15 protein-coding genes are annotated in these 14,698 nt (G+C 71.7%); 3 read left to right on the top strand and 12 right to left on the bottom strand.

The annotated features are described in order from the left end of the window. Positions 1 to 2: 2 nt before the first annotated feature. Entirely contained in the window at positions 3 to 1,658 is a 1,656-nt protein-coding gene (locus ACIQTO_RS22355) for a hypothetical protein (protein ID WP_402390666.1), read from the bottom strand. A 365-nt stretch (positions 1,659 to 2,023) separates the two neighbouring features. On the opposite strand from ACIQTO_RS22355, the gene ACIQTO_RS22350 reads away from it, so the two are divergent. Next, entirely contained in the window at positions 2,024 to 3,361 is a 1,338-nt protein-coding gene (locus ACIQTO_RS22350; protein ID WP_402390664.1) for an MFS transporter, read from the top strand. A gap of 63 nt (positions 3,362 to 3,424) precedes the next feature. Here the strand turns inward: ACIQTO_RS22350 and ACIQTO_RS22345 are convergent, their stop codons facing one another. The 9 genes from ACIQTO_RS22345 to ACIQTO_RS22305 all read right to left on the bottom strand — a co-directional run bounded on the left by ACIQTO_RS22345 (position 3,425) and on the right by ACIQTO_RS22305 (position 11,028). Further along, positions 3,425 to 4,084 carry a Uma2 family endonuclease gene (locus ACIQTO_RS22345; protein ID WP_402390661.1) on the bottom strand — a complete coding sequence of 220 codons (660 nt, stop codon included), beginning with the start codon at positions 4,082 to 4,084 and terminating at the stop codon, positions 3,425 to 3,427. A gap of 124 nt (positions 4,085 to 4,208) precedes the next feature. Next, positions 4,209 to 4,595 (bottom strand): metal-sulfur cluster assembly factor, encoded by a 387-nt coding sequence (locus ACIQTO_RS22340; RefSeq protein ID WP_402390658.1) that lies wholly within the window; start codon positions 4,593 to 4,595, stop codon positions 4,209 to 4,211. Between the two features lie 21 nt (positions 4,596 to 4,616). Then, positions 4,617 to 5,078 (bottom strand): Fe-S cluster assembly sulfur transfer protein SufU, encoded by a 462-nt coding sequence (gene sufU, locus ACIQTO_RS22335; protein WP_402390655.1) that lies wholly within the window; start codon positions 5,076 to 5,078, stop codon positions 4,617 to 4,619. A 16-nt stretch (positions 5,079 to 5,094) separates the two neighbouring features. Beyond that, a complete protein-coding gene (locus tag ACIQTO_RS22330; RefSeq protein ID WP_402390743.1) occupies positions 5,095 to 6,378 on the bottom strand; it encodes a cysteine desulfurase in 1,284 nt (427 codons plus the stop codon). Beyond that, entirely contained in the window at positions 6,378 to 7,142 is a 765-nt protein-coding gene (gene sufC / locus ACIQTO_RS22325; protein ID WP_402390652.1) for a Fe-S cluster assembly ATPase SufC, read from the bottom strand. Before sufC ends, ACIQTO_RS22330 begins: the two co-directional genes overlap by 1 nt. 6 nt (positions 7,143 to 7,148) lie before the next feature. Then, positions 7,149 to 7,466, bottom strand: coding sequence for a bifunctional 3-phenylpropionate/cinnamic acid dioxygenase ferredoxin subunit (locus tag ACIQTO_RS22320; protein WP_402390650.1), 318 nt, complete (start codon positions 7,464 to 7,466; stop codon positions 7,149 to 7,151). A gap of 5 nt (positions 7,467 to 7,471) precedes the next feature. Then, a complete protein-coding gene (sufD, locus tag ACIQTO_RS22315) occupies positions 7,472 to 8,704 on the bottom strand; it encodes a Fe-S cluster assembly protein SufD (RefSeq protein ID WP_402390647.1) in 1,233 nt (410 codons plus the stop codon). A 56-nt stretch (positions 8,705 to 8,760) separates the two neighbouring features. Next, the gene (gene sufB, locus ACIQTO_RS22310) at positions 8,761 to 10,176 is read right to left on the bottom strand and encodes a Fe-S cluster assembly protein SufB (protein WP_402390644.1); all 1,416 of its coding nucleotides are present in this window, start codon (positions 10,174 to 10,176) and stop codon (positions 8,761 to 8,763) included. A gap of 9 nt (positions 10,177 to 10,185) precedes the next feature. Continuing rightward, on the bottom strand, positions 10,186 to 11,028 hold the full coding sequence (locus ACIQTO_RS22305) for a helix-turn-helix transcriptional regulator (RefSeq protein ID WP_402390641.1): 843 nt from the start codon (positions 11,026 to 11,028) through the stop codon (positions 10,186 to 10,188). Positions 11,029 to 11,305: 277 nt separating this feature from the next. On the opposite strand from ACIQTO_RS22305, the gene ACIQTO_RS22300 reads away from it, so the two are divergent. Both ACIQTO_RS22300 and ACIQTO_RS22295 read left to right on the top strand, forming a co-directional pair. Then, positions 11,306 to 12,232 (top strand): ABC transporter ATP-binding protein, encoded by a 927-nt coding sequence (locus ACIQTO_RS22300; RefSeq protein ID WP_402390639.1) that lies wholly within the window; start codon positions 11,306 to 11,308, stop codon positions 12,230 to 12,232. After that, a complete protein-coding gene (locus ACIQTO_RS22295; RefSeq protein ID WP_402390636.1) occupies positions 12,229 to 12,999 on the top strand; it encodes an ABC transporter permease in 771 nt (256 codons plus the stop codon). Before ACIQTO_RS22300 ends, ACIQTO_RS22295 begins: the two co-directional genes overlap by 4 nt. Before the next feature lie 102 nt (positions 13,000 to 13,101). On the opposite strand, the gene ACIQTO_RS22290 is transcribed toward ACIQTO_RS22295, so the two are convergent. Next, a complete protein-coding gene (locus ACIQTO_RS22290) occupies positions 13,102 to 13,563 on the bottom strand; it encodes a DUF4231 domain-containing protein (RefSeq protein WP_402390634.1) in 462 nt (153 codons plus the stop codon). A gap of 179 nt (positions 13,564 to 13,742) precedes the next feature. Next, complete coding sequence (locus tag ACIQTO_RS22285) at positions 13,743 to 14,471, bottom strand: LAETG motif-containing sortase-dependent surface protein (RefSeq protein ID WP_402390632.1); 729 nt, start codon at positions 14,469 to 14,471, stop codon at positions 13,743 to 13,745. Positions 14,472 to 14,698: the final 227 nt, after the last annotated feature.

The following is a 14,698-nucleotide window of genomic DNA, read 5'->3' as shown; positions in this document are numbered from 1 at the left end:
CCTCAGCTCTTCGAACGCGCCTTGAAGGCCGCCTTGCGCGCCTCCTTGGCCACCGTCCGGTCCAGGTGCAGCTCGCCGACCGCCTCCAGCACGTCCGCCGTGTACGGGTGGTCGACCCGCCAGAGCTCGCCGAAGTAGCTCGCCGGATTGCCGGTCACCGGCAGGTCGGCGATCAGCTCGCGCAGCAGTTCGGCGTCGCCGCCGGTGTCGAGCAGCTGGGCGGCGAAGGTGTCGACCACCGTCCACAGCGCCATCCCCCGCTCCGGGGCGGGCACGTCGGTGGCGCCGGCTCCGACCAGCCAGGCCCGTGCGGCCCCGCCCAGCTCCGGGTCGTCCAGCACCTCCCGGGCGGCGGGCTCGGCGGGCCGGCCGATCATGCCCAGCGCCAGCCCGCTGAGCATCCGGCGCATCGGGGCGTACGCGTCATCGCCGCGCGAGGCCGCCAGCAGCTCGCGCGCCGCCTCCACCGGCTCCCGGCCGGTCACCCAGACCTGCAGTTCCTCGTCGGGCAGCACGTTGGCGGCCTCGCAGATCCCGCGGAGCAGCTCGGCGGCGTCGCCCTGGGCCAGCTCGCCGACCAGCGGCGCGTCGTAGCCGTCCTCCAGCAGCCACTGGCGGATGCCGTACTGGCCGAGCGGGGTGAGCCGGACCAGGCCGAAGCGGGCCGACTCCTCCTCGTCCAGCGGCTCCTCGCCGACCGCGACGCCGACGGGCTCCTGCCCCTCCTCCTCGTCGAACAGCTCCGGGTCGATCGGACGGTAGTCCAGCAGACCGAGTTCGGCGAGGTCACCCAGCATCGGGTCCAGCGCGACCATCACGTCGGTGATGTCGCCGAGCAGCTCCTCACTCGGCTCCTCCCCCTCCGGGACGACCAGCAGGGCGGCCAGCACCCCCAGCGGCACGGTCTCGGCGCCGGGGTCGGCGAAGGCGGTGGTCTCGTAGAGCACCTGGAGCGCCTCGTCGAGCAGCTCGGCGGCCTCCTCCCGGGCCTCCTCGACCCGCGCCAGCCGCTCCTCGTCCTCCTCGTCCGGCTCCTCGGCGGCCCCCGCCCGCTCGGCCGCCTCCTCGGCGGTCTCCTCCTCCGGCAGCGAGTCGGCCTCCACGGCCAGCTCCCGGACGATCCCGGCGGCGGTCAGCCAGAGCTCCAGGACGGTCTCCGCGTCCCCCTCCTCGGCCGGCTCCAGATCCGGACCGGGAATGGCCACGTGCTCGCCGGCGGCGGTGGTGCCGATCTCGACGAGGTCGAGGTCACAGGCCAGCGACCAGGCCCGCATCGCCTCGACCACGGCCTCCTCCGGCGCCTCGCCCTCCTCCGGCGCGAGGCCGAGCAGCCGGGCGGCCGGCTCACGGTCCGGACCGGTGAGGTCGCCGAACTCGTCCACCTCCCGGTGCGGGGCCGCCCAGCGGGCCAGCTTCAACGCGAACCCGAACATCGGCACGGCCTTCGCCTGCTCGGCCAGCTCGGACTCGGCCGGCAGCCGCACCGGCGGTACCAGCACGGCCGCGTCGTCCAGGTCTTCGTCGTCCAGCCCGTGCGCGGCGAACGCCCCATAGAGGTCCTGCAGCTCCAGGTCGGCGGGCAGCACCGCGCCGACCGCCCCCTCGTCCGGCGCACCCGCCGACGAAGCCCCAGCGTTCTTACGACGTCGTCCGGCCATTGTCGTGCGCTCTCCCTACCGCCAGCGGTCGGCCGATCCGTTCCGGCCGCCGTGGACCAGCTCCCTGTGCCGGTCCGCTACCTCAGCGTATAGGCCGGGCACCCCCGATGCCCGGCCTCCCGGGGCGCGCGCCGCAACCATGCGCCCACCCCTTATCCTTCGAACCGGTACCGCGCACACCCCGCACGGGCCACCGGGCAACGAAGCCCCTCCGCCCTCCTCGCCCGCTACCGGGTGGGAGGGTCCCATGCTCACCCGCTCCACCAGGGAGCCCCGCACCGAGGCCACCACCACAGCGCCCCCGGACGGGCGTGCCGGCACACCCCGCCGACCTTGGTGGTGCCCGGCCACAGGAGACCCCTGCCATGGCGGACCTCTCCCCTGCCGGCTCCGGCCTGCGCACCGCGCAGTTCGACGGACGCCGACTGTCGGAGGCCCTGCTTCCCCTGGAGCTCGCGCCGCGCGCCCAGCTCCAGCTCGCCGCGATAAGCCGCTGGAACGCGCTGCGCGGTGTCCGCGTCGGCCTCGTCGCCGGCGCCCTCCTCCTCATGCTGATCGGTGCCAACCTGGCCACGCCGATCTACCCGCTGCTCCAACAGCGACTCTCGCTGACCGCGCTCGACACCACGATCCTCTTCACGGTGTACGTGTTCGCGCTGGTGCCGGTGCTCGCCGTGGTCGGCCACTGGTCGGACCACCTCGGCCGCCGCGCGCTGATCCTGCCCGCCGTGACCCTGGCCGCCGCCGGGGACGCCGTCTTCGCCACCTCGGACAGCTTCTGGCAGCTCGCCCTCGGCCGCGCCGTCCAGGGCATCGCGGTGGGCCTGTCCACCGGGGCCGCCGGGGCCGCCCTCGGTGACCTGCTGCCCGACCGCCCCACGCTGGCCGCCAAGCTCACCCTGGCCTGTTCGGCGGGCGGCGTGGCACTCGGCCCGGTGGTCGGCGCCCTGCTGGCCGGCGGCTCCGACCCGCTGCTGACGCCCTTCCTGCTGCACGCCGTCGCCCTGCTCGCGCTCTGTGTGCCGCTCGCCCTGGTCCACCCCCGGATGCCCGGCCGCGACCGCCCGCCGGCCTCCCCGCCGCGCATCACCACCCCGGCGCACCTGCGCCCGCAGCGGCTCGCCCTGCCGACCACCGGCCGCCGCGAGTTCCTGCAGGCCTCGGCCGCCGGCTTCATCTCCTACGCGGTCTTCGGCGTCTACCTCAGCCTGGCCCCGGCCTTCTCCGCCAAGCTGCTGCACACCGACTCCCGGCTGACCGGCGCCGTCGTGGCCGCGCTGCTGCTCGGCTCCTCCGCCGTCGCCCAGTTGCTCGTCCCGCCGACCGCCGACCGCCTGGTCATCGCCCTCGGCATGACCGGCCTCGCGGCCGGCCTCGGCCTGGTCGTCACCGCCCAGTACACCGGCACGCCGGCGCTGCTGTTCATCGGCAGCGTCCTCGGGGGCTCCTGCCAGGGCGTCGCCTTCCGCTCGCTGTTCACCACCGCGGTGGCCGCGATGAACCCGGAGCGCCGGGGCTCCGAACTCAGCTCCCTCTGGGTCATCGTGTACCTCGGCAGTTCGCTGCCGATCGTCGCCGTCGGCGCGCTCGTCCAGGCCTACGGCCTGCTCCCGGCCACCAGCGGCTTCGTGGGCCTCGCCGCCCTGCTCTGCGTCGGCCTGGCCCTCGCGGTGGCCCGCCCGCCCCGGCGCGCGGCTGCCTGACCGGCCCGAAGGCCGCCGCCCGGGACGGATCTCCGTCCCGGGCGGCGGCTTTCGCGGTGGCGGCTATGCGGTCCAGGGCTTCCAGGTGTCCGTGACGATCTCGAACCCGAAGGGCGCCGGCAGCCGCACCGGCTCACCGAACTTCCACTCGCCGAGCACCCGGTAGCTCCCCTCACCGCGGTCCGGCTCACCGAACAGCGTGATGCCGGGCTGCCGCGGGTCACGCTCCACCAGCAGGTGGTAGGGCACCCCGGTCCGCGCGTACCCGCTCCACTTGGTGGGCTTGAGCCGTCGGCCGAGAACGGGACGGCGGTCGTTGTGCGCGTTGGAGGAGGATGTCACCTCGATCACCAGATCCAGATCCTGCGGCTGGAGATGGAGCGCGTCCTCCGCCCGGAGCTTGGCATCGGTGTCCTTGTGGAGGACGACCATGTCCGGGATGTAACCGTCGCCGATGTCGACCAAGTCCAGATTCACGGCCTGCACGGCCCGCCAGGAGAATGCCGCATCCGCCACCCGTGCATAGCGCACCGCGTCCTGGATGTCCGCGAGAATCCCCGCGTGAAGGTAAACAGGCGCCGGTGACACGACGAACTCCCCTCCGATCACCTCGACCCGTGTGCCGTCGTCAGGGATCCGCAGGTACTCGTCGAGCTCGCCCCGGACCCACATGGCGTACGGCGAGTCGGGCAACGTCCAGTGTCCGACCGCTTCCACAGCCATCCCGTCGCTCCCTTCGCGGTCGCGGCACCAGCGTGGCCGCCCGCTCGCAGATATACCACTGCCGCGCGAATACTTCCCCCGGAGGAGAGACTCGCGCGGCAGTGGGTTGACGAAGGCCCGTCGGTCAGACGTTGAAGCCGAGGGCGCGGAGCTGGTCGCGACCGTCGTCGGTGATCTTGTCCGGGCCCCACGGCGGCATCCAGACCCAGTTGATCCGCAGGTCCTGGACGAGACCGTCGGTCGCGGTCCTGGCCTGGTCCTCGATGACGTCGGTCAGCGGGCAGGCCGCCGAGGTGAGCGTCATGTCGATGGTGGCCACGTCGGACTCGTCGATGTGGATGCCGTAGATCAGGCCCAGGTTGACGACGTCGATGCCCAGCTCGGGGTCGACGACGTCCATCAGGGCCTCGGTCAGGTCCTCGACGGAGACGGTTCCGGCGGTGGTGCCGACGATGACGGTCGGCCCCTCCGAGGCGGAAGGGGCGGGCGTCGCGATGTCACTGTCACTCATGGTCTGTCCTCCTCTTCTGCTTCAGTCGTTCAGGTCGTTGACGGCGGGCTGCTCGGCCAGGGCCTTGGCGGTGGCGTCCTTCCAGGCCATCCAGCTGAGCAGCGCGCACTTGACCCGGGCCGGGTACTTGGAGACGCCGGCGAACGCGACCGCGTCCTCCAGCACCTCCTCGTCGCCCTCGCCCTGACCCTTGCTCTGCATCAGCTCCAGGAAGGCCTCCTGGACGACCTGCGCCTCGCCCACGGTCTTGCCGACCACCAGGTCGTTCAGCACCGAGGCGCTGGCCTGGCTGATGGAACAGCCCTGCGACTCGTACGAGACGTCCACGACCGTGGCACCGTCGAGCCGCACCCGCAGGGTGATCTCGTCCCCGCAGGTCGGGTTGACGTGGTGCACCTCGGCGTCGCCGTCCCGCAGCCCCTTGCCGTGCGGGTTGCGGTAGTGGTCCAGGATGATGTCCTGGTACATCGAGTCGAGCTTCATGTCGTGGGCCGTCCCGTCAGCCGAAGAAGTTCCGGACGTGGTGCAGGCCGTCGATCAGGGCGTCGACCTCACCGGGCGTCGAGTACAGGTAGAACGACGCCCGCGTGGTCGCCGGAATTCCGTACCGCAGGCAGACCGGCCGCGCGCAGTGGTGGCCGACCCGCACGGCGATGCCCTGCTCGTCCAGCACCTGGCCCACGTCGTGCGGGTGGATGTCACCCAGCGTGAACGAGATCGCGGCGCCCCGGTCCACGGCCGTGCGCGGACCGATGATCCGCAGGTCCGGGACCTCCAGCAGCCGCTCGACCGCGTAGGCGGTGATGGCGTGCTCGTGCGCGGCGATCCGCTCCATGCCGATGTTCGACAGGTAGTCGATGGCCGCGCCGAGCCCGACCGCCTGGGCGATCGGCGGGGTGCCGGCCTCGAACTTGTGCGGTGCCGGGGCGTAGGTGGACGAGCCCATGGTGACGGTCTCGATCATCTCGCCGCCGCCGAGGAACGGCGGAAGGTCCTCCAGCAGCTCCTGGCGGCCCCAGAGCACGCCGATGCCGGTGGGAGCCAGCATCTTGTGACCGGTGAAGGCGACGAAGTCGGCCTCCAGCGCCTGCACGTCCAGCACCATGTGCGGCGCGGCCTGCGAGGCGTCGATGACGACCAGCGCGCCGACGGCCTGGGCCCGGCGGACGATGGCCTCGACCGGGTTCACGGTGCCGAGCAGGTTGGAGACCAGGGTGAACGAGACCACCTTGGTCTTCTCGGTGATCAGCTCGTCGATGTTCGACAGGTCGAGCCGGCCCTCGTCGGTCAGCCCGAACCACTTCAGCTTCGCGCCGGTGCGCTGCGAGAGCAGCTGCCACGGGACGATGTTGGAGTGGTGCTCCATCTCCGTGATGACGATCTCGGAGTCGGCGTCCACCCGGTACGGCTCGTCCGCCCAGGTCAGCATGTTGGCGACCAGGTTGAGCGACTCCGAGGCGTTCTTGGTGAAGACCACCTCGTTGCGGCTCGGCGCGTTGACGAAGGCCGCGACCTTGTCCCGGGCCCCCTCGTACAGCGCCGTGGCCTCCTCGGCCAGCACGTGCACGCCGCGGTGCACGTTGGCGTTGTGCCGCTCGTAGTAGGCGTTCAGCGCCTCCAGCACCTGGCGCGGCTTCTGCGAGGTCGCGGCGTTGTCCAGGTAGACCAGGGGCTTGTCGTCGTGCAGCAGGCGCTGCAGGACGGGGAAGTCCTTGCGGATCGCGTCGGTGTCGAGCAGACCCCGCAGGCCCGTGGCCGGGCCACTCGTCTCGGGAGTATGGATCACTCGGAAGCGCCACCCTTCACGTAGGACTCGTAGCCCTCTTCCTCCAGCTTGTCGGCCAGCTCGGCGCCGCCGGACTCGACGATGCGGCCGGCCGCGAAGACGTGGACGTAGTCGGGCTTGATGTACCGCAGGATGCGGGTGTAGTGGGTCACCAGCAGGGTGCCGACCTCGCCGGTCGAGCGGACCCGGTTGATGCCCTCGGAGACGACCCGCAGCGCGTCGACGTCCAGACCGGAGTCGGTCTCGTCGAGGATCGCGATCTTCGGCTTGAGGAGCTCCAGCTGCAGGATCTCGTGGCGCTTCTTCTCACCGCCGGAGAAGCCCTCGTTGACGTTGCGCTCGGCGAAGGCCGGGTCCATCTGGAGGGCCGCCATCGCCTCCTTGACCTCCTTGACCCAGAGCCGCAGCTTCGGGGCCTCGCCACGGGTGGCGGTGGCGGCGGTGCGCAGGAAGTTGGACACCGAGACGCCCGGGACCTCGACCGGGTACTGCATGGCCAGGAAGACGCCGGCGCGGGCGCGCTCGTCGACGGACATCTCCAGGACGTCCTCGCCGTCCAGCAGCACCGAGCCACCGGTGACGGTGTACTTGGGGTGACCCGCCAGCGAGTACGCCAGGGTGGACTTGCCGGAGCCGTTCGGACCCATGATCGCGTGGGTCTCGCCCTGCTTCACGGTCAGGTCGACGCCCTTCAGGATCTCCCGGGGGCCGTTCTCCGCCTCGACGGAGACGTGCAGGTCGCGGATTTCAAGGGTTGCCATATGTACTCAGGACTCCTGGTTGACGGAGACGAGCACATCGTCCCCTTCGATCTTTACGGGGTAGACAGCGACCGGCTTGGTGGCGGGCAGTCCGGAGGGCTTGCCGGTGCGCAGGTCGAAGCTGGAGCCGTGCAGCCAGCACTCGATCATGCAGTCCTCGACCTCGCCCTCGGCGAGCGAGACGTTCGCGTGCGAGCAGGTGTCGTTGATCGCGAACACCCCCTCGTCGGTCCGGACGACGGAGACGGGCACACCGTTGAGGTCGACGCGCCGGGGCACGTCCTCCTGGAGCTCGCTCAGCGCGCAGGCACGGAGAAAACTCATCGGCCTCAGACCGCCGCTTCCAGCTCGGCCTCGATCTTCTCCATGAGCTGCTCCTGGATCTCGGCGACGCCGATCTGCTGGACCAGTTCGGCGAAGAAGCCGCGCACCACCAGGCGGCGGGCCTCGTCGGCCGGGATGCCGCGGGCCTGCAGGTAGAAGAGCTGCTCGTCGTCGAAGCGGCCGGTCGCGGAGGCGTGGCCGGCGCCGACGATCTCGCCGGTCTCGATCTCCAGGTTGGGGATCGAGTCGACCCGGGCGCCGTCGGTCAGCACCAGGTTGCGGTTGAGCTCGTAGGTGTCGGTGCCCTCGGCGGCCGCGCGGATCAGCACGTCGCCGACCCAGACGGCGTGCGCGTCCTGGCCCTGCAGCGCGCCCTTGTAGACGACGTTGGAGCGGCAGTGCGGGGTGTCGTGGTCGATGACCAGACGGTGCTCCAGGTGCTGGCCGGCGTCGGCGAAGTAGAGGCCGAACAGCTCGGCCTCGCCACCGGGCGCCGCGTAGGAGACCCGCGGGTGGATGCGGACCACGTCGCCGCCGAAGGTGACCACGACGGACTTCAGCGAGGCGTCCCGGCCGACCAGGGCGGTCTGCTGGGCGGCGTGCACCGCGTCGCGGTCCCAGTCCTGGACGGAGACGAAGGTCAGCTTGGCGCCGTCACCCAGCAGCAGCTCGACGTTGGCCGCGCGGGTGCCCGTGCCGGTGTGGTTGATCACCACGACGGCCTCGGCGAACGGCTTGACGTCGATCACCACGTGGGCGAAGCGGGTGCCGCCCTCGCCGTGCACGTCGATCTTCACCGGCTCGGTGAGCACCGTCTCCTTGGGGACGGTGACCACGAGCGCCTGCTCGAAGGCGCTGAACGCCTGGGCGGCGACCCGGTCGACCGGCTTGCCGGCCTTGCCCAGCCGGGCGTCGTCGCGGCCGACGGTCTCGGCGGTGACGCCGTCCGGGAGGCTCAGCTCGACCTTGTCGGTGCCCTTCTCCGCCTCGGCGGCGCTGCCGTCGTGCAGGCCGTTCAGACGGTGCATCGGGGTGAACCGCCAGTCCTCCTCGCGGCCGGTCGGCACCGGGAAGTCGCCGACCTCGAAGGAGGGCTTGACGGCGACGCGGGCGTCGATCGGCTGCTGGACGGTGGCGCGGCCGGTGCCGGGGCCGGCGAGCTGCGCGCCCGCCCCGGCGGTGCCGACCTCGATCGAACCGGCGGTGGTGGAGCCGGTGGGGGTGTTGACGTCAGCCATGGCTGTCGTGGTGCTCTCTTCCTAAGATTGCGGACTGGACTGCGTGCGGCCGTACGTCAGCCGACGGAGCCCTCCATCTGCAGCTCGATCAGCCGGTTCAGCTCCAGCGCGTACTCCATCGGCAGCTCGCGCGCGATCGGCTCGACGAAACCGCGGACGATCATCGCCATCGCCTCGAACTCGGTCATGCCCCGGCTCATCAGGTAGAAGAGCTGGTCCTCGCTGACCTTGGAGACGGTCGCCTCGTGGCCCATCGACACGTCGTCCTCGCGGACGTCCACGTACGGGTAGGTGTCCGAGCGGGAGATGGTGTCGACCAGCAGCGCGTCGCAGAGCACGTTGGACTTGGCGCCCTTGGAGCCCTCGCCGATCTCGATCAGACCGCGGTAGGAGGTGCGGCCGCCGCCCCGCGCCACCGACTTGGAGACGATGTTGGAGGAGGTGTTCGGCGCCATGTGGACCATCTTGGCGCCGGCGTCCTGGTGCTGGCCCTCACCGGCGAAGGCGATCGACAGGGTCTCGCCCTTGGCGTGCTCGCCCATCAGGTAGACGGCCGGGTACTTCATGGTGACCTTGGAACCGATGTTGCCGTCGACCCACTCCATGGTCGCGCCCTCGTACGCCACGGCGCGCTTGGTGACCAGGTTGTAGACGTTGTTCGACCAGTTCTGGATGGTCGTGTAGCGGCAGCGGCCGCCCTTCTTGACGATGATCTCCACGACCGCGGAGTGCAGCGAGTCCGAGGAGTAGATCGGCGCGGTGCAGCCCTCGACGTAGTGGACGTAGGCGTCCTCGTCGACGATGATCAGCGTCCGCTCGAACTGGCCCATGTTCTCGGTGTTGATCCGGAAGTAGGCCTGCAGCGGGATGTCGACGTGGACACCCTTCGGCACGTAGATGAAGGACCCGCCCGACCACACGGCCGTGTTCAGCGCGGCGAACTTGTTGTCGCCGGCCGGGATGACGGTGCCGAAGTACTCCTTGAAGATCTCCGGGTGCTCCCGGAGCGCGGTGTCGGTGTCCAGGAAGATGACGCCCTGCTCCTCCAGGTCCTCGCGGATCTGGTGGTAGACGACCTCGGACTCGTACTGCGCGGCGACACCGGCGACCAGGCGCTGCTTCTCCGCCTCCGGGATGCCGAGCCGGTCGTACGTCGCCTTGATGTCGGCGGGCAGGTCCTCCCAGGACTCGGCCTGCTTCTCGGTCGAACGGACGAAGTACTTGATGTTGTCGAAGTCGATGCCGGTGAGGTCCGAGCCCCAGGTGGGCATGGGCTTCTTGCCGAACAGCTTGAGGCCCTTGAGGCGGAGGTTCAGCATCCACTCGGACTCGTTCTTCTTCGCCGAGATGTCGCGGACGACGTCCTCGCTGAGCCCGCGCTTGGCGGCGGCACCGGCGGCATCCGGGTCCGCCCAGCCGTACTCGTAGGTGCCCAGGCCTTCGAGCTCCGGGTGCGAAACGGTGTCAGTCATGCGAGCTTCCTAACGCGCGGAGGCTGAATCTTCGGTGGACGTACCGGCAGTCGGCACCGCACCGGAACCCGGACCCGTGCTGCGCAGGGAGGGCGACGATGCGGCACCGGGTGCCGGCACATAGGTGGTGCAGACCCCGTCGCCGTGGGCGATGGTGGCCAGCCGTTGCACATGGGTGCCCAGCAGTTGGGAGAAGACCTCGGTCTCCGCCTCGCAGAGCTGCGGGAACTGCTCGGCGATGTGCGCGACCGGGCAGTGGTGCTGGCAGAGCTGGGCGCCCGCCGGGGCTTTCGCCGCGGCCGACGGAACCCGCCGCACCGTGGCAGCGTACCCGTCGGCGCTCAGCGCCCGGGCCAGTGCCTCGGTGCGCTCACCGGCGGCGGCCTCGCGCAGGGCGTCCAGGTACTTCTCGCCCTGCTTGCCGAACCGGGCGCGGGCGAAGGCGGCGACCGCCTCCTCGCCCGCGGCGCCGCCGCCCACCGCGTCGGAGATCCAGCGCAGCGCGTCGGCCGCGAGCTGGTCGTACGCCTGGTAGAAGGCGTCCCGACCGGATTCGGTGAGGGCGAAGACCTTGGCCGGGCGCCCCCGGCCGCGGCTGCCGTAGACCCGCTGCTCGCGGGCGTCGACCAGCCCCGCGGCGGCGAGGCCGTCCAGGTGGCGCCGGACGGCGGCGGTCGACAGACCGAGCCGGTTCGCCAGGTCGGCGGCGGAGGAGGGGCCGTGGTCGAGGATCGAGCGGGCGACCCGGTCCCGGGTCGCCCGGTGACCGTCGAGCAGCACCTCGGTCGCCGTCGCGGGCACGGCGCAGCCGGGGGCCGACTCGGCCTCCTGCTGCGTGGGGTGCTCGCGCATGTTTTTCACAACACGATTGTTGCGTAATTCCTTCCGAAGGGACAACCCGTGATGCAGGCCTCACTCGTGTCATCTGTCACGCAGGTAAGCCTTACCTGACCTGCGGAAACGATCACGAGGGTGCCGTTCCGCCGCTCACCGCCGCCGGTCCGGGCCCGGCTCCCCGGGGTCCGCCGATCCGGAATCCCGCCCTCCGCCGTGCCCCGTCCGCCGCGACCGGCGGCCCGGCCCGGCCTCCCGGCCGGCCGCCGTGTTCGCTCCTCTTAGACTCGCCGGTATGCACTCCGAACCCGCGGTCCGGGTCACCGGGCTGGTCAAGCGCTACGGCACCAAGACGGCGGTGGACGGTCTCGACCTCACCCTCGCGCGCGGCGCCGTCACCGCCGTGCTCGGCCCCAACGGCGCCGGCAAGACCACCACCATCGAGACCTGCGAGGGCTACCGCCGCCCCGACGCCGGCACCGTCCGGGTCCTCGGCCTCGACCCGGTCACCCAGGGCGCCGAGCTCCGCCCGCGGATCGGGGTGATGCTGCAGTCCGGCGGCGTGTACGCGGGAGCGCGCGCCGTCGAAATGCTCCGGCACACCGCCAAACTGCACGCCCACCCGCTCGACGTGGACGCCCTGGTCGAGCGCCTCGGCCTCGGCTCCTGCGGCCGCACCACGTACCGCCGGCTCTCCGGCGGCCAGCAGCAGCGGCTCGCCCTGGCGATGGCCGTGGTCGGCCGCCCCGAGCTGGTCTTCCTGGACGAGCCCACCGCCGGCCTCGACCCGCAGGCCCGCCGCGCCACCTGGGAGCTGGTCCGCGACCTGCGCCGCGACGGCGTCACGGTGGTCGTCACCACCCACCACATGGACGAGGCCGAACAGCTCGCCGACCGGGTCGCCGTCGTCGACCGCGGCCGCGTGATCGCCGAGGGCACCCCCGAGGAGCTCTGCCGCGGCGGCGCGGAATCCTCGCTGCGCTTCGACGGCCCGCCCGGCCTCGACCTCAGCACCCTGCTCAAGGAGCTGCCCGAGGGGGCCGCCGCCACCGAGACCGCCCCCGGCAGCTACCGCGTCGAGGCCCCGGTCGACCCGCGGCTGCTGGCCACCGTCACCGGCTGGTGCGCGGCCACCGGCATCCTCCCCGAGCGGCTCGCCGTGCAGCGCCGCAGCCTTGAGGACGTCTTCCTCGACCTGACCGGACGGGAGCTCCGCTCATGACCTCCGTGGACTACTCCCCGCGGCCGGGCGCCGCCCCCGTGGGCCGGATGCTGCTCGCGCAGACCGCGTTCGAGACCAGGATGCTGCTGCGCAACGGCGAGCAGCTGCTGCTGACGGTGATCATCCCGACGGTGCTGCTCGTGCTGTTCTCCGCCGTCGACATCGTCACCGTCGAGGGCCCCGGCAAGCGCGTCGACTTCCTGGCCCCCGGCCTGCTGGCGCTGGCCGTGCTGTCCACCGCCTTCACCGGGCAGGCCATCGCCACCGGCTTCGAGCGCCGCTACGGCGTGCTCAAGCGCCTGGGCGCCAGCCCGCTCCCCCGCTGGGCCCTGCTCACCGCCAAGACCGGCTGCGTGCTGGTCACCGAGGCACTCCAGGTCGCGCTGCTGAGCGTGATCGCGCTCGCCCTCGGCTGGTCCCCCCAGGGCAACCCCCTGACCGTCCTCGCCCTGCTGGTGCTGGGCACCGCCGCCTTCTCCGGCCTCGGCCTGCTGATGGCCGGCACCCTCAAGGCGGAGGCCACGCTGGCCGCCGCCAACCTGGTCTTCGTCCTGCTGCTGCTGGCCGGCGGCGTGATCGTCCCGCTGTCGAAGTTCCCGTCCGCCGTTCAGTCGGTGCTGGAACTGACCCCGATCGCCGCACTGTCGGACGGTCTGCGCTCGGTCCTGCAGACCGGCGCCGGCGTGCCCTGGGCCGACCTCGGCATCCTGACCGGCTGGGCCGTCCTCGGCCTGGCCGCGGCGGCCCGCTTCTTCCGCTGGGAGTGACCACCACCCGCCCGCGACGCGAAGGCCCCCGCCCTGCCGGACGGGGGCCTTCGCGTCGGCCGGCCACCCCGGCCGCGGAGCGGGTGTCGCGCCGTCGACGGCTCAGTGACCGCCGGGCCGGGCGGCCGACGTGCGACGGTCCTGGAGCCAGCGCTCGCTCTGCCGCGCCCACACGCCCTGGTACTCCTCGAAGAGCGGCCGGAGCCGGTCCTGGGTGAGGTCGTCGGCGGGCGTCGAGGCGATGAGGTACTCCAGCTCGTCCGCGAGACGCTGGAACCGGTACTGCGACTCCTCCATCAACACCCAGCGCGATCGCCAGTTGAAGAACGACTCGACGGCTCCCAGCAGGGTCACCACGGCCACGAGGGCGAAGCCCAGGCCGGCCCAGAAGTCCAGGTTCTGCAGGCCGAGGATGATCGTCGAGGCGCCGGACAGCAGGAGCGTCAGCACCTTCAGGGCCGAGGAGGCCAGGCGGAAGGCCTTCTTCTTCCGCCGGACGTGCAGACCGCCCGCCCGGATCCGCTCCAGGAGGTGGCCGGCGGTCTCCGCCGGTGTCGGCCCCACGCGCCCGGACCCGCCGGATTCCATGTCTCCCCCACTCGTAGCCCTGCGCGACGCCCCCACTGGTCGCGACCGAAGGTTCTCACACCGCGGGACCGTGCGCGCAGCGGTCCGGAAGCGGTGGCGGCCCCCCCGCTCGACGGTGCGAGCGGGGGGCCGCCGGGGGCCGACGACCGCGCGCGTCAGCTCTCGCTGCCGCCGTCGCGGCGCTTGCGGGCCAGCAGGACGATCGCGCCGCCGAGGAGCAGGACGCCGCCGCCGGCCGCCGCGATGGCGGGGGTGGCGTCGCTGCTACCGGTCTGGGCGAGCACCGGGCCCGGGGTGGCGCTGCTCGGAGCCGGGCTGGGCGTCCGGGTCGGGGTGGGCGTCGCCGTCGGGGTCGCCGTGGGGGTGGCGGTGCGCGACGGGGTCGGCGTGGGGGTCGGGGTCTTCGTGGGCGTGGGGGTCGGGGTGGGGGTGGGTGTCGGGGTCGGGGTCGGGGTGGGTGTCGGCGTGGGCGTCGGGGTCGGGGTGGGCGTCGGGGTGGGCGTCGGGGTCTGGCAGACCTCGATCGTCCTGGTCTCCGTCTTGTTCCAGTCGCCGTTCTTCGGGTCCTCGGTGGTGGTGACCACGAAGGTGGCGCTGACCGGCTTGGCGTGGTCCTTCACCGGGTACGTCCCGTGGAACTCCTTGCCGAACTCCTTCTGGTCGAGCACCTTCTCGCCGTCGACGGTCAGGCTGACGACGTTCTTCACACCGCTCGCGTCGCTGTAGTTGGTCAGATCGATCACGATCTTGTCGCAGGTCAGCTGCCACTTCGGCACGTGCGCCGAGGCGCTGGTCGCCAGTGCCACGGGCAGCAGGACGGCGACCGCCGCCGTCCCCGCCAGTGCCGCGCTCCTGATACCGATCTGCCGCCGCTGTCGTGCCATTTCGTTGTCCCCTCCGAACGGTCTTGTGCAGCAGGCTTGTTGAGTGGTTTCGCGGTGGCCCGCCACGACTGTCCGGGGGACTCTACCGGCACCCCCGTACCTCCCCACACCCCGCCGTACGACCGGATTTCGACTGTCCGTCCGGCCTCGGTTGTGCAGGAGGCAGCCCATCACACCCGCCACCTCGCACAACACCGGTTCGGCAAACTTGAACGTATTCCGTCACA

This window comes from Kitasatospora sp. NPDC091207 (assembly GCF_044768625.1).
Lineage (GTDB): Bacteria > Actinomycetota > Actinomycetes > Streptomycetales > Streptomycetaceae > Kitasatospora.
The sequence above is the reverse complement of the archived record's forward strand: the minus strand, read 5'-3'. Positions and strand labels throughout refer to the sequence as shown.